Source organism: Neorhizobium phenanthreniclasticum, assembly GCF_040066075.1.
GTDB lineage: Bacteria > Pseudomonadota > Alphaproteobacteria > Rhizobiales > Rhizobiaceae > Neorhizobium > Neorhizobium petrolearium.
The window spans coordinates 90,234-109,848 of sequence record NZ_JBEAAL010000012.1 but is presented as its reverse complement, the minus strand read 5'-3'; the positions used below and the strand labels follow the sequence as shown (position 1 = coordinate 109,848).

The following is a 19,615-nucleotide window of genomic DNA, read 5'->3' as shown; positions in this document are numbered from 1 at the left end:
CGGCAGCGCACAGTCATCGTGCGATGCCGCTCAAGCAGGTCAGATTGATCCGAGAGAGCGGATCAGCTCGCAACCCACTCTTCAAAACGTTCGGCGAGTTCTGCCGGGTCGGCACCGAAATTCGCCATATCCTGCTCGAAGGTGAGCTTGTAGTTCTCTGGCGAGGTCGGCATACGCTTTGCGTCTTCGGCGCTGACGAACTCGTTGGACGCCGGGTTCAGCGCGCCGTAATCGGCGGCCTTCGCAAAACCGGCGAGCGGCTTGGCGCTCGTTGCGAATTCCACGAACTTCTTGGCGTTATCGAGGTTTGGCGTATCCTTGGCGACAACCCAATAGGCGCGTTCGATCTCGCCCTGGTTCCACGTCATGGCGACCGGAGCGCCGGCCTTTTCCGCTTCGAAATAACGGCCATGCCAGATGCCTATCATGTCGATCTCGCCGTCACGGAGAATCTGAGTCGACTGGGCGCCGGCCGTCCACCAGACGCGGACATGATCCTTGATCTTGTCGAGCGACTTAAAGGCCCGATCGATATCGAGCGGATAAAGATCCTCCACTGCGACACCATCGGCCAGCAGCGCGATCGGAATGACGCGAGCTGCATAGCGTTGCAGCGAACGGCCGCCAGGGAATTTCTCGACATTCCAGAAATCGGCCCAGGTCTTCGGCGCTTCCTTATACTTGTCGGTACGCCAGGCAATGACGGTCGCGAAAGCGTGCGAAGCGACGCCGTTTTCGAAGAGGCCGCCTTCATAAGGCGCCTCAAGCTCCTCGATAATGCCGGCCTGATTGGCGCGAACGAGTTCGCCGCCACCGAGCGTGGTGACGTCGAATTCATAGGTGCCCGTCTTCACCTGCTGGGCGAGCTTGGCGAAGGAAACCGGAGAAACGGTCTTTACCTGAATACCGGTCTCGGCGGTGAACGGATCGATGAGATTTGCCTTGGCCGCCGCTTCCCAGGGGCCACCCCAGGTATTCACGTAGAGGATCTTCTCCTGGGCGCGAACGATATAGGGCGCGGCAAGCGAGGCGGTGACGGCGGCGGCGGCAGTTTTCAGGAAACTGCGACGATCTGGCATGAGAAAAGTCTTCATTCCGGGCATGATCAGTTCTCCTCTTTTTATGGTTTTCTGAAGGTGGCTTCGTAGAGCCGAAGCCAATTCTTGTGAGTGATCTTGGCGACCTCCTCTTCCGAGAAGCCGACGGCACGCAGACCATCCGGGATCACCTTGATGTCCTCGACCTTCTGGAACCATTCCGGCGGCGCAGCCTTGAGCGGCTTGCCCGCCGCGCTGGCGCCATAGTCCTCGCCGCGGGTCCAGCGGCCCTTGCGCATCCAGGCATAATCGGGGGCGGTAAAATTGTGGCTCTTGTCGGTACCGATCGCGACGGAATCGATGCCGGCAATGTCGACCGTGCGGGCCACCATCGTGCACCAGGCCTCGATCGAGGCGCAGTATTCATCCCCGGTGATGTTGCGATAGGCGGCACAGCCGATCACTCCGCCGGTGTCCCTGAGCGCCCTGATGACGTCATCAGATTTGTTGCGCTTGTGAAAGAACAACGACTGCGCATTGGCATGGGTGACGGCGATCGGCTTTTCGGAAACCTTGATCGCATCCAGCGTCGTGCGGTCGCCGACATGGCTGCAGTCGACGAGAATGCCGGCCGCATTCATTTCGCGGATGACCTCCCTGCCGAAGCGGGCGAGGCCGGAATCTTCCACCTCGTAGCAGGAGCCACCGAGCTCGTTCTGGTTGTTGTAGGTGAGCTGAACGACGCGCACGCCGAGTTCTGCAAACATCTCCACGAAACGGATGCGGCCCTGGAAGAGGTTGGCGTTCTGGAAGCCCATGATGATGGCGAGCTTGCCTTCCCCGGAAATCCGGCTGATGTCGTCCGCCGTCAGCGCGATTTCGGCAATATCCGAGTTTTCGCGGACCAGATCGCGCCAGCGGCCGATCGAATCCATGGATTCGATCGCGCCTTCCCAGAAGCCGCAGGTGTTGACGACGCCCCCGACAGTTCCCGCGAGCAGGGTTTCAAAGGCGGCGCGATCGAAATGCCCGCATTGCAAACCGTCGATGATCATGATCCAGCGCCTTCCTTTTCACGTTCGGAGAGTCTGGATGCCAGGAAGCTGACATCCGTTTCGTCGTCATTGTCCTTGCGTCCGATGATCGTCCCGTCCTCATTGATGATCATCGGTCCGGCGTGACGTCGGGAAACGACGCTGTCGGTTGCCAGCGCCTGTTTGGCCAGGTGGTAGATGCGCCACCAGAGATCCGCCTCGACCAGCACCCCATCCTCAAGCAGGGCCCAGAGCAGGGGATCATCCTTCCGGACATCACCGGTGACAGTCGCGGGAGCCGCGTTGAGCACGTTGCCGGAAACGGTGATCGTAAGACCGGTACGCCCCCCGAAACTTGCTGCGGTTGCCAGTTCCTCGGCGTCTGCCACGTTGACAGCCGTCAACTCCGCCGAACCGAAGCGAGCCGTCAACTCGCCGAGAAGGTCGATTGCCGCCGGAAGGACGAACCACGCGTGTTCACCAGCCGCATCGAGCTTGAGGCGATTGCCGTCCTCGGAGGTGATCGAGATGCGGGCAGGATCGGCGGACTTGAAGCTCTCGAAACGTTCTTCAAGCAGTGCGAAGCCACCGAGCCCCAGCTTTTGGGAATACATCGGGAAGTCGCCGACCGTGAGGAAGAAGCCCTTGGGCAGGCTGCTGAGCGAGAATATGCGCTCGGACATCAGCCGCATTTCACGGGGCATCGCGCGCATCGAAATATTGGAATGCGAGGAGGTCATAGAACAGGTTCCGCCGGATAATACCAGGTGCCGGTGTAGCCGGAGCGCAGATCGTCGGGAGTGGGCGCCCCGTGATAGAGCACGCCGCGCAGATTGCGACTCAGGAAGTCTCGGGTCTTGTCGATGCCGTGGAAGCCGACATTCATCAGCCGAACGAGATCGATCGGCACGAATTCCTCAGCATTGATGTTTGCATGCGGTGTGTGATAGCCGAGGCCGCTGAGGCTCTGTATGCGGGCGACCATGTGACGGTGTTGCGGATGCCGCATCAGGAAACGGGCGATGCTGAGCTGGCCGTCGACCTTGCCGAGATCAGCACAAAGCGACTGGATTTCCCCGCAGACATCGAGGCCAAGATCGAGCGCATCGGGGACTTCCTCACGTGCCCCGCGGCGCGGCTCCTCGGCGGTCTCCGACTTGTACCAGACATATCCGTAGGCTTCCGGACGGGACATATCGATGTCGAGAGCCCACTGATATTCCTCACGGATGAGACCAGCGAGGCTTTCTGCGGTTTCTGCCGGAGAGACATTCAGTTCATCGGGCGCATGAATCGCTTTCAACAGACGATCCGCCTCCTCCGGCACAAGCTCGATCAGCAAGGACAGGAAGGTCTCATAAGCTTCCGGAACAGACTCGGCTTCAAATTCGCAAGCCAGAATATCGAGCGGAACATCGGCATTTCGGCCAAGTACCGTACCGCTGCGGCGGAACTCTTCGAGTGCTTCCACCATGTTGCCTAGATCGGCGGCGATCTCGTCGCTCGAGGCGAAGGTCTCGTAGACCATCTGGTCCTGCTTACGGAAGACAATCGCCTGGCCGACCAGTTCGATGAGCTTTGCCACGCGCGGATCGGACGGCTCGAGCTTCAGTCCGCGCGCCATGGCGATCGCCTCCTCGCGTGCGCGGATGAAGGCATCGATCAACCGCGGATGCTTGTGCACAAAAAAGATCAATCCCAGCGCCGAGCCATTGCCCACACCGATATAGCGGCGGAGCCGCGGATCAAGCCGCACCGCCTTTTCCGATTTCTTCGCCGCCAGATGCTCGACGAGATCGCAGGAGAATTCCCGCATCAGGTAGGCCGTGAGAAGCTGGGCCTCCAGAACGCCCCCGAGCGCATGCCGGGATCCGAGAGACGGGAAGGAGCGCGTACCGAACGTGCCGTTGCCGTCGAGGCCCGTATTGCGCATCAGATAGCAGACCCTGGAAAGGTCGGCGACAGAAGGCTGGCGACCTTCGGCAAGTGCTTCGAGCGTCTGATCGAAGACGCGCATCGAACGGTTCGACCGGCACCAGATCAGGGTTTTCGCGGTGGCGCGGCCAGTATAGAGCTTCGGTATCTCGCGCCGTGCTGTCTCAATTTCTGCTTCGCTGGCTGGCCCTTCGATCAGGGTTCCCATCATATCCCAGGCCTGGCCGATGATCCGGCCGGTGCGGGCAACGCGGCTCGGCGGACGGGAAAAGCCGATAAAGGAAAATTCCTGTGACGGCGCCTTGATGGAATAGACGACGGTGCCTTCGGCATTGCCGTCGATATCGAAACGGATTTTGGAAATATCCCAGCGTTCGCGGATCATCTTGTTCATGAAGGCCCGCGTGCCGCTCAACCTGCTTGGCTGCATTGCTGCCAGCCGCGAGGTTTTCATCACCTCGTGACTGGCTCTTGGCAGCCGCACTGCCACCTGTCCAGAAGTTACGGTCATCGCCGTCAACGCTCTCCCTGCTGCATTTTTGTGATGGTGCGCGCCGCTTCGAGGAGCGGCTCCCGGAAGGTTTCGAGATCGAAACGGGTTTCGGGCATGACCAGCGAGATGGTCGACGTACACCTGCCCTGGAAATCGAAGATCGGCGCCGCGATCGCCGTCACGCCGCTCTGGGTGTAGCCGCTCGACAGGGCATAACCGTTCTCGCGCGCCTCGCTGAGAATCTCCCCCGATGCAAGCGGCTCGCCGCTTTCGCGCAACCGGCCGAGAGTCGGCTCATCCGCAAAGGCTGTGAGGATGCGTCCGGATGCCGAGCCTTCGAGCGACATCGTGGTGCCGATCTTCTGCTCCGCCCGCAGCACGCTTTCGGATTCGACACGCGAGACGATGCAGGGCAGGCCCCGGTCGAGTACCGCCAGCGAGGCAGTTTCCTTCACGCGGTGAACCAGCATCTCCAGCACCGGCTGGACGCGGGTGCCGAGATTGGCCTGCTCCAGGGCCGAAGCAGCAATCCGGCAGGCATGCATGGAGAGCCGGTAGCGCATCTCCCGATCCTGCTCGACCCAGCCGGCCTCGATGAGCGTCAGGAGGCGCTGGTAGGCCGTCGGCCGCGACAGTTCCATGGCCGCAGCAACCTCCGGCAGCTTCATTCCTCGCGGGCTTGCGGCAAGCGCGTCCAGCACGGCCATCGTCTTGAGAACCGTGGACAGAGGTCTGACGCCGCCCTCTTCCTCTTGTATTCTATTTGAATATACTGTATCCATAACAAATATATTGAACGTCGGATTTGATCGCTGTCAACTGCACCTGACAGCGACGAGGGGGCATTTTGGCCTCTCCAGCCCTTAAGCCATTCAAATATCTGGAAAGTTTTTCTTGATTTTCGTCAGCTTCACCCGCAGGCAAACTGTGCTGAGGCGCAACGCGACGCAGTGAACAACCAATAAGAGCATTATGGGCGGGTAAGCATCCCTGGTGATGAAGGCCCGACTCCGTCTTGCCACCCTCGACAACCAGCCTGGCGAGGCTGAGGCAACACGCGAAAACCCTGCGCGAAAACCCACCAGCACAGAACGGCCGGTAGAAATTTCCGGGAAAAGGCGGCAAAGGTGAAGCCGCCGCTCCAACCGATGTCGAGGTCGAGATTCCCGCCTGATCTTTCAGGCGCGTCACCGAATGCGCTTCTATTATGCAACCAGGAAGAGATGGCCGTCGCCCGCTTCCAGGTAGCGGCGCTGCGGCGGCACGTAGTCGGCCGCGCGGAACGGGCTCCTGATTTCGTCGTTCGAGATCCGTCGCGTCTGCCGGCGAGCGGGGTCGGCGATCGGTACGGCTGCCATCAGGCGCTTCGTGTAATCGTGCTGCGGATTTTCGAAGACGGCTTGCCGTGGGCCGATTTCGACGATCTCGCCGAGATACATAACCGCGACGCGATGGCTGATCCGTTCCACCACTGCCATGTCGTGGCTGATGAAGAGATAGCCGAGGCCGTATTTCTCCTGCAGGTCGAGCATCAGGTTGATGACCTGCGCCTTGACCGACACATCGAGAGCCGAAACGGATTCGTCGGCGATGATCAGCTTGGGTTCGAGGGCAAGTGCGCGGGCGATGCAGACGCGCTGGCGCTGGCCACCGGAGAATTCATGCGGGAAACGGTCCGCCATCGAGGCTGAAAGCCCGACGCGTTCGAGCAACTCGCCCACCCGCTCCTTCGCCTCGGTGGCATTGGCAAGCCCATGCGTGACGATAGGCTCTGCAATCGCATCACCAACACGGATACGCGGATTGAGGCTTTCGAACGGATCCTGAAAGATCATCTGTGCCTCCCGGCGGATGTCCGCCAGTTGCGACTTGCCTGCGCCCAGCACGTTCTTGCCGTCGATCTCGATCGTGCCGGACTTTGCATCCGTCAGCCGGATGATCGAGCGGCCCGTCGTGGACTTGCCGCAGCCGGACTCACCCACCAGCGACAACGTCTCACCCTGCCGCACTTGCAGGGAAACGCCCTCGACGGCATGAATTCGGCCGACTGTCTTGCGCAGGAAACCCTTCTTGATGTCGAAGCGCGTCACCAGGTTGTCGACTTTCAGGATCGGAGCCGCATTGCGCTTCACCGTATCTGCCGTCGGCTTGACAGGCTGGATCTCGCCGCTCGCCATGTCGACCTGCGGGAAGCGCAGTGGCCGATCGAGACCTGTCATCGAACCAAGCTGCGGCACGGCAGAAAGGAGCGCCCGCGTATAAGGATGCTTGGCGCCCGCAAAAATCTCCTGCGTCGTCCCCGTCTCCACCGCATCGCCGCGATACATGACCACGGTGCGGTCGGAGATTTCCGCAACCACGCCCATGTCGTGGGTGATGAAGAGGACCGACATGCCCTCCTCTTCCTGCAACGTCTTGATGAGCTCGAGAATCTGCGCCTGGATGGTGACGTCGAGCGCCGTCGTCGGCTCGTCGGCGATCAGCAGCTTCGGATCGCAGGCGAGCGCGATCGCGATGACCACGCGCTGCCGCATGCCGCCGGAAAAGTTCATCGGATATTCGTTGAGGCGAGATTTCGCCGATGGAATACGGACCTTCTCGAGAAGCCGAACCGCTTCGGCTTCAGCTTGGCCGCGGGACATGCCGCGATGCTGAACGAGAACCTCGGTGATCTGCTGACCGATCTTCAACACCGGATTGAGGCTCGTCATCGGTTCTTGGAAAATCATGCCGATGCGGTTGCCGCGAATCGACTGCATCTCATCGAGCGGCAGGTCGAGCAAGTTTCTCCCCTCGAAGTCGATCCTGCCGGTCACGCGCGAATTGCCAGGCGGCAGAAGTCGCATGATCGACATGGCCGTAACGCTCTTACCCGAGCCCGACTCGCCGACAACGGCAACGGTCTCCCTCGGACCGATATCGAAGCTGACGTCACGCACGACGTTTCGCCATTCGCCGCCGACGCGGAACGAGGTATTGAGGTTGGAAATCGAAAGTATGGGATTGGACATGGCTCAGCCCTCCCGCCGAGGATTGAGGATGTCGCGCAGGCTGTCGCCGATCAGGTTGATCGCGACGATGAGCAACAGAAGGACGAGGCCGGGAAAGAAGCTGATCCAGTAGTCGCCGGACAGCAGATATTCGAACCCGTTCGAGATCAGAAGGCCGAGAGACGGCTCGGTAACCGGCAGGCCGATGCCGAGGAAGGAAAGCGTAGCCTCGAGCATGATCGCATAGGCGACACGCATGGTCGCGACGACGATCAGCGGCGGCAGGCAGTTCGGCAGGATATGCCGGAAGAGAATGCGCCGGTCGGGAAGCGCCATCGAGCGGGCGGCATCGACATAGGCGCGTTTGCGTTCCACCAGTGCCGAGCCGCGGATCGTGCGGGCATAATAGGCCCACTGGGTGACGATCAGCGCCAGGATGATCTTATCGACGCCCTGCCCCAGGATGGCAAGGAAGATCAAGGCGATCAGGATCGCGGGGAAGCTGAGCTGGATATCGACGACGCGCATCAGGAAGGAATCGAGCCTGCCGCCGGCGTAGGCGCTGACAAGGCCGATCGAGGCGCCAATCACCAGTGCGATCGCTGCGCTGGAGATGCCCACAAGGATACTGGTGCGCAAGCCATAGAGGATGGCGCTCAGGAGGTCACGGCCCTGGTCGTCGGTGCCGATCAGATAGACCATGCCGCTCATGCTCGCAGAGCCCGGCGGCAGCCGGCCGTCGAGAATATCGAGCTGTGACAGATCGTAGGGATTCTGCGGTGCGATTACCGGCGCGAAGACTGCGGCGAGAATGAAGACCAGCACCAGAAGGATGCCGGCGAGCGCCAGCCTGTCGTTCAGAAGGGCGGAAATCGTCTGGCGGAACGGCGACCGCGAGCGGTGCGCCTGACCGCTGCCGACATGTACCGAGCTTGCGGCGTTTGTGTCCTGGCTCATCACGAATTCCCTTCAAGACGAACGCGCGGGTCGACGACCGAATAGAGGATGTCGACGAAAAGGTTGATGACGCTGAACATCACGACCGTGATCATCAGGTAGGCGAGGATGACGGGCCGATCGAGGACGGCGATGGCGTCGATGATCAGCTTGCCCATGCCCGGCCAGGCGAAGATGGTTTCGGTAACGACGGCGAAGGCGATCAGCGAACCGAGTTCCAGGCCGATCACGGTGATCAGCGGAATGAGCGTGTTCTTCAGCACGTGGACGAGAACGATGTGACGTTCCGGCAGGCCCTTGGCGCGGGCGAAACGCACGAAGTCGAGCTGCATCGTCTCCAGCACACCGGCGCGGGTCAGGCGGATGATCAGCGATATCTTGAACAGTGCAAGGTTCAGCGCCGGCAGAAGAAGATGGGACAGGCCATCCAGCGTGAAGAGGCTGATGGGGACGCCGAAAACCGACACCGTATCACCTCGCCCGGATGACGGCAGCCAGCCGAGCTTGACGCTGAACAGCATGACCATCACGAGGCCGATCCAGAAGGTCGGCAGGCTGAAACCGAGGATCGAGAAGGTCATGACCGATTTGGAAACGAGACTTTTTGGCTTCAGGCCGGCATAGACGCCGAGTGGAATGCCGAAAACAAGCCCGATCACCAGAGCGACAAAGGCAAGTTCCAACGTCGCCGGCATACGGTTAAGGATCAGCGTCAGCGCCGGCTGGTTGAAGACGAATGAATTGCCGAGATCGCCGGAGAGCGCGCGGGTCAGGAATAGCCAGTATTGTTCCCAGACCGGCTTGTCGAGGCCGAACGACTGGATGACCTGCAGGCGCTCGGTCGGCGTGGCAGTCGGACTGAGCAGGACGTCGACCGGATTGCCGACGAGATAGAGGCCCACGAAGACCAGAACCGACATGACGAATAGCGTCAGAACCGTTTGGATCGATCGGCTTAAAAGATAACCGCTCATAGATTCAACCTCCCGGTAATTTGGGACCGGGCGCGACACTTCCGTAAAGCGAGATGCGCTCGATCAGCAGATTGATGAACCCGGCCTCGTCGACGTCAGTCACCACGGTGGCGTTCGGGACATAGCCCATCTTTTGGTTAAAATCGGCATAGGTATAACCCAACGTGAGGCCGGTTACCTGGGTGCCGACGGTAGCCCTGAGGCTCGTGAAAAGTTCAGGCTTGATCAGCCACGCGATCGTCGTCGCGTCATGAATAGGCCCGCCCGGGCGTCCGAAGCGTTTGATATCGCTGCGATCGAAGGCCGAGAAGAGATTGTAGAGCGCGCCGCCCGCGCGGCCGCCCCTGTCTCGAAAGCTCTCGAAATGCTGTGCCGTGAACAGGGCCAGGAAGGTCATGTCGAGCGGCATCACCACGATCGGGACGCCGGAACGATAGACGATTTCGGCCGCGTGGGGATCTGCGTAGATGTTGAATTCGGCCCATGGCGTGCGGTGACCGAGCGCCGTGAATGCGCCTCCCATGGAGACGATCTGGCGGATTCCGCGCGCCACGTCCGGATGCTGGATCAGGGCGAGCGCGATATTGGTCATCGGTCCCATCGCGCAGATTGTGATCGGATCACCGGCCTCAGCCGCCTCGCGTGCCGACCTCACGATGAACTGCACCGCATGTGCGTCCGAAGGGACGATACTGCTGCGGGCGACGAGTTCATCGCTAAACGCACCGATCCTGGCATATTTGCCGAAGACCTGATCGCGAACCAGCGGACCTGCAGCGCCCGCATGAACCGGCACATCGATGCGTCCCGATACGCCGACAATCTTGCAGGCATTGGTCACCGTATCCTTCAACGGGACGTTTCCGGCAACGATCGACAGGCCGAGCACGTCGATCTCCGGCGATGCCAGTGCCATGAGGATGGCCGCCGCATCGTCAACGCCGGGGTCCGCATCGATGATGATCCGGGTGCGGCTCATGCGACGGCCTTTTCGGCATAACGTGATAGACGCTCCAGGAAGAAGGCGATCACGCCTTCCGCATCGACCCTGGTGACGATGTCCGCATTGGGCTCCTGGCCACTCTTGCCGTACCAGTCGGCAACGGTCTGGCCCATGCACAGCTCGCTTTCGTACTCGACGAACACACGGGCGCGCTCGGTCTTAAAGAGGTGCGGCGCCAGCAGATAGGCGATCACCAGCGGATCATGGAGCGGACCGCCGCGCGAGCCGTAACGGCGCACGTCGTTGCGATCCCAGAACGCCATCAGTTCCGCAAGCGTTTCGGAGATCCGGCCGCTGACACTCGAGAACTGCGCGACGTGCTCCGGCTTGAGCATCACCTGATGCGTCGCATCGAGCGCCAGCGCGACGATCGGGATGCCGTTCGAAAAGACGACATGCGCGGCATGCGGATCGGCCAGCACGTTGAATTCCGCCGTCATCGTCCGGTTGCCGGGCTCGCGATAGGCGCCACCCATCATGACGATGCGCTCGATGCCCTCGGCGATCTGCGGGCTCATCCGCAACGCCACCGCGACATTGGTCATCGGTCCGAGGCAACAGATGGTGATGCGCTTCCGCAGGGCTGCTGCGGCAATCAGCGTGTCGATCAGAAAATCGACGGCGGACTTCTTTTCAACCGCCTTCACCGGATCCGGCAGCACCGTATTCCCAAGCCCGGTCTGGCCATGGAACTGGCCGTAGATCGGCTCGCGAAACATGGGGCGGAAACAGCCGGCATAGACCGGAATCTCCGTTCTTCGTCCGAGTTCGCAGACCTGAAGGGCATTCCGCACGGTGCGCTCCAGCGGCTGGTTGCCGCAAACGGGCGTGACGCCCAGGATATCGAGTTCCGGTGAAACGAAAGCGGTCAGGAGCGCGATCGTATCATCGATCCCCGGATCGCAGTCAACGATGATCGGAATGGGAGTCATTTCGAAATTGCCTTTGAATTGTCAGTCGCATGCCGGTGCTCAGAGCGCGCCGACATCACGCAGAACCGCACCGATCTCGGCACGGGCAGCCTCGCTGAGCGGCATCTGTGGCGCCATCGGCGCACCAACCGGAAAACCCTGGAGTCCGAGCGCCGTCTTGATGCAGGCGGCGATCGAATATTTCGCGAATAGCTCGTTGACGCGCCAAAGCGGGCGCTGCAGTTCCATGGCTTTGGCCCAGTCCCCCGCCTTCGCAGCTTCATAAAGTGCAATGCTCTGCCGCGGCACGACACAGGCGGGACCGGCCATCCAGCCGACTCCGCCGATCATCATCACGCAGGCCGGAATATGTGCGGAGGCGGCAAACACCTCCATCCGGCCGCGGGTCCGCTCGATGATGGAGAGAAGACGCCCCGTATTCGTCGAGGCATCCTTGATATAGCGGATGTTTTCGACATGGCTCAGCCGCTCGATGACCGGTAGGGTCAGGTCCGAACGCTGGAACTGCGGATTGGTGTAGAGCACCACCGGCCGACCTCGGGCGGCCTTGGCGATCGCCGTGAAATAGGCTTCGACGCCGTCATCGCTGATCGGGAAATAGGCTTCGAGGATAGCCAGTATGCCGTCAGCGCCCGCCTCGACCATGTATTCCGTCTGCGCGACGGCATCGCTGGTCGACGTAGACGCCACGCCGGCGACGACGGGAACCCGACCGCGATTGGCCGAGATCACCGTGCCGACGACGTGGCGCCGCTGCTCTTGGGAGAGATAGGCAAATTCACCGGTGCTGCCGAGTGGCGTCAGGCCATGGACGCCCTGTCCGATCAGGTGATCCACCAGGTCGGTCAGCACGCCCTCCATGACCGCACCCGACTGGTCGATGGGCGAAACAAGGTAGGGAAAAACGCCGCCGAAAGACATGATGGATCGCCTCTGCCGCGGTCAGTTCTGCTTCACGTAATAAGGAAGCGTGTAGCCATCCGAACGGCCCTCATAGGAAAGGTCCTTATTAACCGCCCACGTATTGGCGAGATAAAAGACCGGGATGACGCCAAGGTCGGTCATGGCGATCTCGGTCGCCTTCTTCAGAAGCTCTTCCCGCTTGGCATCGTCCAGCGTGCCGCGAGCCTCGTTCAGCGCCTTGTCGAACTCAGGATTGGAGTAACGGCCACGATTTCCCTGGCCGGCCTTCTCGCCGTAGGTTTCGAGAATGGGGCCGAGCACGCCGGAGGCTTCGCCGGTTTCGACCGCGGCGCCGCCCATGATGAAGCTGAACTCCAGATTGGAAGCGCGGGTGAAGTAGACGCTGCCCGGCAGCGTCACGACTTCCGTCTTGATGCCGATGCGGCTGAAGAACTGGCCAATCGCTTGCGCGACCTTGGAATCGTTCGGATAGCGGTCGTTGGAGGCGTGGAAGGTCAGCGAAAAGCCGTCCGGATAACCGGCATCGGCCAAAAGCTGCTTGGCCTTGTTTGGGTCGTAGGGGTCGACCTTGATGGCGGGGTCATAGCCGAAATAGCCTTCCGGAACGACCTGACCGGCCGGCACCCCCTGCCCGTCCATGATGCGGTCGACCAGCGCTTCGCGGTTGATCGACAACGAGAGCGCGCGGCGCACTTCCGGCTTCAAAAGCGGGTTCTTGCCGTCAGGCCCTTTTGCGAAAGGCGATTCCTCGCGGCCCTGGTCCATGTGCAGGTACATGATCCGGTTGCCGGCGACATTGACGACTTTCAGCTTGTCGGATGCCTGGAGCTTGCGCGTGTCGGCGGTCGGAATGCTTTCGATCATATCGACATCGCCGGAAAGCATGGCGGCAACACGGGCGCTGGCATTCTTGAACACCCGGAACGTCACCTTGTCCCAGGCCGCCTTCTCGCCCCAGTAATCGTCGTTGCGCGCGACGACGATATTGTCGTCCGGCGTCCAGGAGACGAATTTGAACGGGCCGGTGCCGATGACGCCCTTGCCGGAATTCATCTCCTCCGTTGTCGTCTTTTCCATTTCGGCCGGAAGGATGGCGATGCGGCTCAGGTTGTTGAGCAGAAGCGGCGTCGGGCCATCGGTCTTGATGCGGACCGTCAGCGGATCGACGGCGGTGATCTCGGTGATCGCCTTCACATAGGCAGCAAACGAACTCGGGCTGTTCTTGGAAGCCAGAGGGACGCGCTTGATGCTGGCAACGACGTCCTCGGCAGTGAAGTCGCTGCCGTCGTGGAACTTGACACCCGGGCGCAGCTTGAACTCCCAGGTCGTGTCGTCGATCGTTTTCCAGGACGTGGCAAGCGCCGGCTGAATCTGCTGTTTCGCATCCTGATTGACGAGGCCGTCGAAGATATTGCGCGCCATCGCGCTGTTCGGGCCGACGACGTAGAACTGCGGATCCATGGACGTGGTCGATGCGGCCAATCCGACCGTCAGGTCTGCGGCATGGCCTGCAAACGGTACGGAAAAAACGGACGCTGCCAATGCGGCTGCGATCGTAAGGAATTTCATGTTGGAGCTCCTCCGGGTGTTTCCGAAATCCGCACTCTCCCTGCGGATTGGAAACGCAGTTAAAGCGTCCGCAAGCAAAAGAAAAATTGCATTTCGTGTTCAGTTCATGCCCTAATGTTATGGAAAGGGTATGCACATGCGATTGAAACCACGACAGGTCGAAGCTTTCAGGAGCGTAATGATGACCGGCGGCATCACCGCGGCCGCCGACGCCATGAACGTGACGCAGCCTGCCGTCAGCCGCCTCATCCGCGATCTGGAGGAAATCGTCCAGATCACGTTATTCGAACGGGTCGGGGCACGGCTCGTACCAACTGCCGAGGCAACCCAGCTCTTCCGCGAAGTCGAGCGGCTTTATCTCGGCCTAGACCAGATCGCCCAGGCGGCTGACGATATCCGCCGACACAAGAACATCGTGCTCAGGATCGCAAGCGTCACCTCGCTGGTCCGGCCCTTCCTGCATCAGGCAATCATCGACGTCGTGGGAAACCGCCTAGACATCCCGCTAGTGATCGATGTCGAGAACAGCCGGCATATTTGGGACATGGTCGACAAGAACCGCTACGATCTCGGCTTCGTCTTCAGCTCCCCTCGCATGGCGGACAAGAATGCGGTCCTGCTGCATGGCTCCTCTGCTGTCGCCGCAATGGCGCCAGACCACCGGTTGGCCTCGCGGAAAATCATCACGCCCGCCGACCTTATGGACGAACGCGTCCTGATCCCGGGCCGCAATTCTCCATTGAGGCTCGCGCTGGACCGCGCGTTTTCCAGGGAAGACCACCAGCCGGCAAGCACGATGGAAACCTCCATGCTGAACTGCTGCCATTTCGCAGCATCCGGAATAGGGATAGGCATCGTCGACCGTACGAGCCTTCACTCCGCGGGGGCCAAAGTCGTCGCCATCCCGTTCGAGCCGAGAATCGACGTCTCTTATTTCGCGATTCGTCCTTCAGGTGGTCAGCGCATTCCCGTGCTGGATGATATAGTGAAACGGGTGCGCGAACTGATGGAGCGGCCCTTCAACAACCCGGTTGACCCTATGTTTAACCCTCCCACATGAAAGTAACTGGGGCCTGAGGCACGGTTATCTGCCTCTCTGGTCGCAGCGATCATGCCACCACCTCATCGGATGCACATCCTCTCCTGCCTCCGGGCCGAGCATTGTGTTCGAAACTCCACGCCTCATCGGCCTTCCGACCAGCCCCGCGATCAACAGGACCAACCGATCCGATTCTGCCGACGCGGAAATCAGCACGAGACTGATCGATATTGTCATTGCCAAGGCAATCCTCCCACTTGACGATCTCTTTTTCAATATTCTATAGAATATGGAATGCAGAGCACGACAAGGGAGGAAATCGTGGAAGGCATGGAGAAGAAGACAAGCGCGGGGAGGAGATTTGTCCTCAAGGGTGTGGCCGGATCGCTGATCCTGGCGGTTATGCCCCTTGCTGCCGCAAATGCGGAAGGCGGGCTGGGCGCAACAGGTAATCCGGTCGAAGTGAAGATCATGGCCAACGAGGCCTTCGCCAACAGCTGGCAGACGATCCTCGTTCCGGAATTCAACAAGGCGTTTCCGAACGTGAAGGTACGCATCGACGGCGTGCCCTATACCGAGCTGCTGGCCAAGATGATGCTCGACGCTACCAGCCCTCAGCCGGAATACGACATTCTTCTGGCGGATGATCCTTGGGTGCCGCAACTCGCGCAGATCGGGGCGCTGAAAGATCTCAAGAGCGACGAGATCTCGGCCATGACCGACAAGGGCTACGACTGGGACGACTTCAATGCCGCACCGCTGGCGGCCGGCGAGTGGAACGGAAAGCAATATGCAGTGCCGGTCCGTTCCAACATGCTGCTGATGTTCTACAACCGCGCGCTCTACGAAAAGGCCGGCGTGCCGGAACCGACGCCACAGATCACCTGGGACCAGTTCTTCGCCAACGCGCCGAAGCTGGTTCAGGATACCAATGGCGACGGTAAGCCGGACTCCTGGGCGATTGACACCTATTTCGTACGCGAACCGCTGACCCCTACAATCTGGCAGTCGATCCTCAACTCGAACGGCGGCGCGCTGCTGGATGCATCCGGTGCCCCGGCTTTCGCCAACCAGGTTGGATCCAAGTCGCTGGAAATGCACAAGCGCCTGCTGGAGTTCGCACCACCCGGCGCGCTGGGCCACGGCTTCTCGGAGTCACTTCAGGCCTTCCGCCAGGGTATCGTCGCCAACATGATCACCTGGGGTAGCGTCTACAAGGCGACCGCCGTCGACAAGCAGTCGACCACGCTTACGGTGGAGGATGTCGGCGTGCAGGTCCTGCCGGTCGGCAGTACCAGTGCCGGCACGCACCGTGGCATCTGGATCGCCGGCGTCAGCAGCAAAACGGAGAAGCTCGATGCATCCTGGGCCTTCGTCCAGTGGCTGACCTCAAAGCAGGGCGAAAGCATCAACGCCTCGATGGTCGGTTCCTTCCCCGCGCGCAAGTCCACACTGGCGAGCGAGCCGTCCGAGGCATGGCTGAAGCCGATCTACAAGACCCTCCAGAACGCCTATGACGTCGCCGCCACAGGCAAGATGTGGCGCATCCGCAACCCGAAATCGGATGCGGCGCAGCAGATCCTGGCGGACGAGATCGCCCGCGGCCTTGCCGGACAGGCCTCTCCCGAGGAAGCCTTGAAGACGGCTGCCGGCAAGATTGCCAAGGTCCTCAAATAAGAACCGGGCCCTACCGCATGGGTGCTGCCCCAGCACCCATGCGTTCGCCGCCGGTGAAACGCCTGACGGCCGTATTTCCAGGAAGACCGGCCCGCCTCGCGGACCGGACAGCCAATCCCGTGTCGATGCTTTCGGCATCGCATATCCGGGCGGCACCTGCCGCACCCGAACTGACCGAGGAACATGATGCCAACGAAAGCGATTGTAAGCGAAGTCAGGACCCTGTCCTGCAGCAACTCCTGGCGCAACTACCATTTCCTGAAGATCACGACCGAAGACGGGATCGTCGGCTGGAGCGAATTCGATGAATATTTCGGCTCGCCCGCGGTATCGGCGGTGATCAACGAAATCTCCGGTCGCATGATCGGCAAGAGCGCGATGCATCACGAGCATATCCGCGAGGATCTGCGCAATGTCACTCGGCCGGGTTCCGGCGGCGTAGTCGGTCAGGCGCTCGGTGCGATCGAGAACGCGCTTCTCGATATCAAGGCCAAGGCGCTGGAGGTGCCTTGCCATGTCCTGCTTGGCGGCAAGGTGCGTGACAAGATCCGGGTCTATTGGTCCCATTGCGTATCCTACCGCACCCGCACGCAGCATTATTCGCCCGGCATCACAGATATCTCGGGCGTCGAGCAGATTGCCCGCGAGGTCGGAGAAAAAGGTTTCACCGCCCTTAAGACCAACATCTTCCATTATGATGCGCGCGATCGCATCGAAGGCTGGTCGCCGGGCTTCGGCCGTCCCTATGAGACAAGCCGCAACGTCGAACGCAAGACACTCAAGGATTTGCGTCGGCATCTCGAGGTCATGCGTGCGGAAGCAGGCCCCGACATCGACATGCTGCTCGACCTCAATTTCAACGCGAAGACCGATGGATACGTGAAGATCCTGCGTGAAATCGCCGATCTCGACCTGTTCTGGGTGGAGATCGACACGCTGGACCCGAAGGCGCTCGCCTATATCCGTTCGCAGAGCCGGCACCCTATCGCTTCCTGCGAGACGTTGATCGGTCTCCAACAGTTCCTGCCATTCTTCCGCGAAGGCGCAATCGACGTCGCCATCATCGATACCCCGTGGAACGGCGTCTGGCAGTCGATGAAGATCGCGGCCGCGGCGGAAGCCTACGAGACCAATGTTGCTTGCCACAATTTCTATGGCCACCTCTGCACGATGATGAATGCGCATTTCTGCGCGGCAGTACCCAATCTCACGATCATGGAGACCGATATCGACCGCGTCGCCTGGGACCAGGAACTCTTCACCCATGTTCCGGAATACAAGGACGGCCATCTCATCCTCCCCGACCGTCCAGGCTGGGGCACGGAGCCCATCGAAGAGATGCTTGCGAAATATCCCCCTATCCCGGCCGCGGGCATGTGGAAGCGTACCGAGCCGTCGAAGCTTTCGATATGATGGTTAGCGAGCGAGCGGCGGGAGGCGCATGCTTCAATCATGAATGAAACTGTGGATGTCCTCATCATCGGCGCGGGCGCGTCCGGAGCGGCGGTGGCCTGGAGCCTCGCCGAGACGAAGATGCGCATCCTCTGCCTGGAACAGGGGGACTGGCAGAAACCGTCCGGCTATCCAAGCGCCGGACGGGATTGGGAGGCGCGGCTTTCGGAAGATTTCGCGATCAGCCCGAACCGCCGGAGACTTGCCGCAGATTATCCCATCAACGACGACGATTCGCCGATCAAGATCGCCAATTTCAACGGCGTCGGCGGGGGCACCATTCTCTACGCCGGGCATTATCCGCGGCTCCACCCCTCCGATTTCAAGGTTCGCAGCCTCGACGGCATCGCCGAGGACTGGCCGATCGACTATGACACGCTGGAACCCTTCTATGCCTTGAACGACCGCATGATGGGCATATCCAGCCTTTTGGGCGACCCGGCCTACCCGCCCAAAGAGGCGGTGATGCCGCCGATCCCGATGGGCCGTACCGGCCAGACGCTCGGCAAGGCGATGAACAGACTCGGATGGCACTGGTGGCCGTCCGATGCCGCGATCGTCACACGGGAATACGAGGGACGCGCGCCCTGCATCAATCTCGGCCAATGCGGGTCCGGTTGCGCACAGGGCGCCAAGGGCAGCACCGACGTCACCTATTGGCCGGAGGCGATCCGCGCACGCATCGAACTCAGAAGCCGCTGTCGAGTCAGCCGCATCGAGACAAACGAGGCGGGCATGGCAACTGGCGCGTATTATTTCGATGCGGACGGCAAGGAGATTTTCCAACCGGCCGAGATCGTCATCATGGCCGGCAACGGCATAGGCACGCCGCGCATACTCTTGAACTCGGCATCGGACCGCTTTCCAAACGGTCTCGCCAATTCCAGCGGGCTCGTCGGCAAGAACCTGATGCTGCATCCCTATGCACAGATCCGCGGCCATTTCGACCAGCCGATGGACGGGCATCGCGGTTCGCCGATCTGCACCTGGAGCCACGAATTCTACGAGACCGACCGCTCGCGCGGCTTCGTGCGCGGCTATTGTTACCAGTTCTCGCGCGGCACCGGCCCGGTGCGTGCGGCGATCAACGGCATGGCAGATGGCCTCATTCCCTGGGGCGAGGGCCATCACGCCGCCTTCCGCCGGCTGTTCGGCCACAGCGCCGGCATGGTCTCGGTCTGCGAGGACCTGCCGGAGGAAACGAACCGCGTGACGCTCGATCCGGATCTCAAGGATGCCGATGGCATTCCTGCGCCGAAGATTACCTATCGGCTGAGCGACAACTCGCGAAAGATGCTGGATCATTCGGTCGCCCGCGGCATCGAGATCCTGAAGGCTGCCGGCGCGCATGACATCACTACAAAGGCGCCCCTGCCCTATGCCGGCTGGCACCTGATGGGCACGGCCCGCATGGGCGCGGATCCCGAGCGCTCGGTGGTCAACGAATGGGGCCGCAGCCACGACGTGAAGAACCTTTTCATCGTTGACGGCAGCGTGTTCGTTACCTCTGGCGGCGTCAACCCGACATCGACGATCCAAGCGGTGGCACTCTACATCGCCGACCAGATCAAGTCCCGTCTCTACGAGCTTTTCGATTGA

General features: G+C 60.9%; 16 protein-coding genes. 4 read left to right on the top strand and 12 right to left on the bottom strand.

Annotation, left to right across the window (positions count from 1 at the left end):
* Nucleotides 1-62: 62 nt before the first annotated feature.
* The 12 genes from ABK249_RS17175 to ABK249_RS17120 form a co-directional block, all read right to left on the bottom strand.
* The gene (locus ABK249_RS17175) at nt 63-1,103 is read right to left on the bottom strand and encodes an ABC transporter substrate-binding protein (protein ID WP_210051729.1); all 1,041 of its coding nucleotides are present in this window, start codon (nt 1,101-1,103) and stop codon (nt 63-65) included.
* Nucleotides 1,104-1,120: 17 nt separating this feature from the next.
* Complete coding sequence (locus tag ABK249_RS17170) at nt 1,121-2,092, bottom strand: membrane dipeptidase (RefSeq protein WP_348863454.1); 972 nt, start codon at nt 2,090-2,092, stop codon at nt 1,121-1,123.
* Nucleotides 2,089-2,811: a hypothetical protein gene (locus tag ABK249_RS17165; RefSeq protein WP_348863453.1), complete on the bottom strand. Its 723-nt coding sequence runs from the start codon at nt 2,809-2,811 to the stop codon at nt 2,089-2,091. The genes ABK249_RS17170 and ABK249_RS17165 overlap by 4 nt, the downstream gene beginning before the upstream one ends.
* Nucleotides 2,808-4,517, bottom strand: a complete 1,710-nt coding sequence (locus ABK249_RS17160; protein ID WP_348863452.1) for a hypothetical protein — start codon at nt 4,515-4,517, stop codon at nt 2,808-2,810. Before ABK249_RS17160 ends, ABK249_RS17165 begins: the two co-directional genes overlap by 4 nt.
* 5 nt (nt 4,518-4,522) lie before the next feature.
* Nucleotides 4,523-5,281 carry an IclR family transcriptional regulator gene (locus tag ABK249_RS17155; RefSeq protein ID WP_341871465.1) on the bottom strand — a complete coding sequence of 253 codons (759 nt, stop codon included), beginning with the start codon at nt 5,279-5,281 and terminating at the stop codon, nt 4,523-4,525.
* Between the two features lie 423 nt (nt 5,282-5,704).
* Nucleotides 5,705-7,510, bottom strand: coding sequence for an ABC transporter ATP-binding protein (locus ABK249_RS17150; RefSeq protein ID WP_348863451.1), 1,806 nt, complete (start codon nt 7,508-7,510; stop codon nt 5,705-5,707).
* A gap of 3 nt (nt 7,511-7,513) precedes the next feature.
* Entirely contained in the window at nt 7,514-8,446 is a 933-nt protein-coding gene (locus tag ABK249_RS17145) for an ABC transporter permease (RefSeq protein ID WP_037145739.1), read from the bottom strand.
* Nucleotides 8,446-9,420, bottom strand: coding sequence for an ABC transporter permease (locus ABK249_RS17140; protein WP_348863450.1), 975 nt, complete (start codon nt 9,418-9,420; stop codon nt 8,446-8,448). Before ABK249_RS17140 ends, ABK249_RS17145 begins: the two co-directional genes overlap by 1 nt.
* Before the next feature lie 4 nt (nt 9,421-9,424).
* Complete coding sequence (locus ABK249_RS17135; protein ID WP_348863449.1) at nt 9,425-10,399, bottom strand: nucleoside hydrolase; 975 nt, start codon at nt 10,397-10,399, stop codon at nt 9,425-9,427.
* Complete coding sequence (locus ABK249_RS17130; RefSeq protein WP_348863448.1) at nt 10,396-11,355, bottom strand: nucleoside hydrolase; 960 nt, start codon at nt 11,353-11,355, stop codon at nt 10,396-10,398. The genes ABK249_RS17135 and ABK249_RS17130 overlap by 4 nt, the downstream gene beginning before the upstream one ends.
* A gap of 39 nt (nt 11,356-11,394) precedes the next feature.
* A complete protein-coding gene (locus ABK249_RS17125) occupies nt 11,395-12,276 on the bottom strand; it encodes a dihydrodipicolinate synthase family protein (protein WP_348863447.1) in 882 nt (293 codons plus the stop codon).
* Nucleotides 12,277-12,297: 21 nt separating this feature from the next.
* Nucleotides 12,298-13,848, bottom strand: coding sequence for an ABC transporter substrate-binding protein (locus ABK249_RS17120; protein ID WP_348863446.1), 1,551 nt, complete (start codon nt 13,846-13,848; stop codon nt 12,298-12,300).
* A gap of 136 nt (nt 13,849-13,984) precedes the next feature.
* On the opposite strand from ABK249_RS17120, the gene ABK249_RS17115 reads away from it, so the two are divergent.
* The 4 genes from ABK249_RS17115 (at nt 13,985) to ABK249_RS17100 (ending at nt 19,615) form a co-directional block, all read left to right on the top strand.
* Nucleotides 13,985-14,908 (top strand): LysR family transcriptional regulator, encoded by a 924-nt coding sequence (locus tag ABK249_RS17115; protein ID WP_348863445.1) that lies wholly within the window; start codon nt 13,985-13,987, stop codon nt 14,906-14,908.
* 273 nt (nt 14,909-15,181) lie between these two features.
* The gene (locus tag ABK249_RS17110) at nt 15,182-16,564 is read left to right on the top strand and encodes an ABC transporter substrate-binding protein (protein WP_233469693.1); all 1,383 of its coding nucleotides are present in this window, start codon (nt 15,182-15,184) and stop codon (nt 16,562-16,564) included.
* A 186-nt stretch (nt 16,565-16,750) separates the two neighbouring features.
* On the top strand, nt 16,751-17,977 hold the full coding sequence (locus ABK249_RS17105; protein WP_415926445.1) for a mandelate racemase/muconate lactonizing enzyme family protein: 1,227 nt from the start codon (nt 16,751-16,753) through the stop codon (nt 17,975-17,977).
* Nucleotides 17,978-18,016: 39 nt separating this feature from the next.
* Nucleotides 18,017-19,615 (top strand): GMC family oxidoreductase, encoded by a 1,599-nt coding sequence (locus ABK249_RS17100; RefSeq protein WP_348863443.1) that lies wholly within the window; start codon nt 18,017-18,019, stop codon nt 19,613-19,615.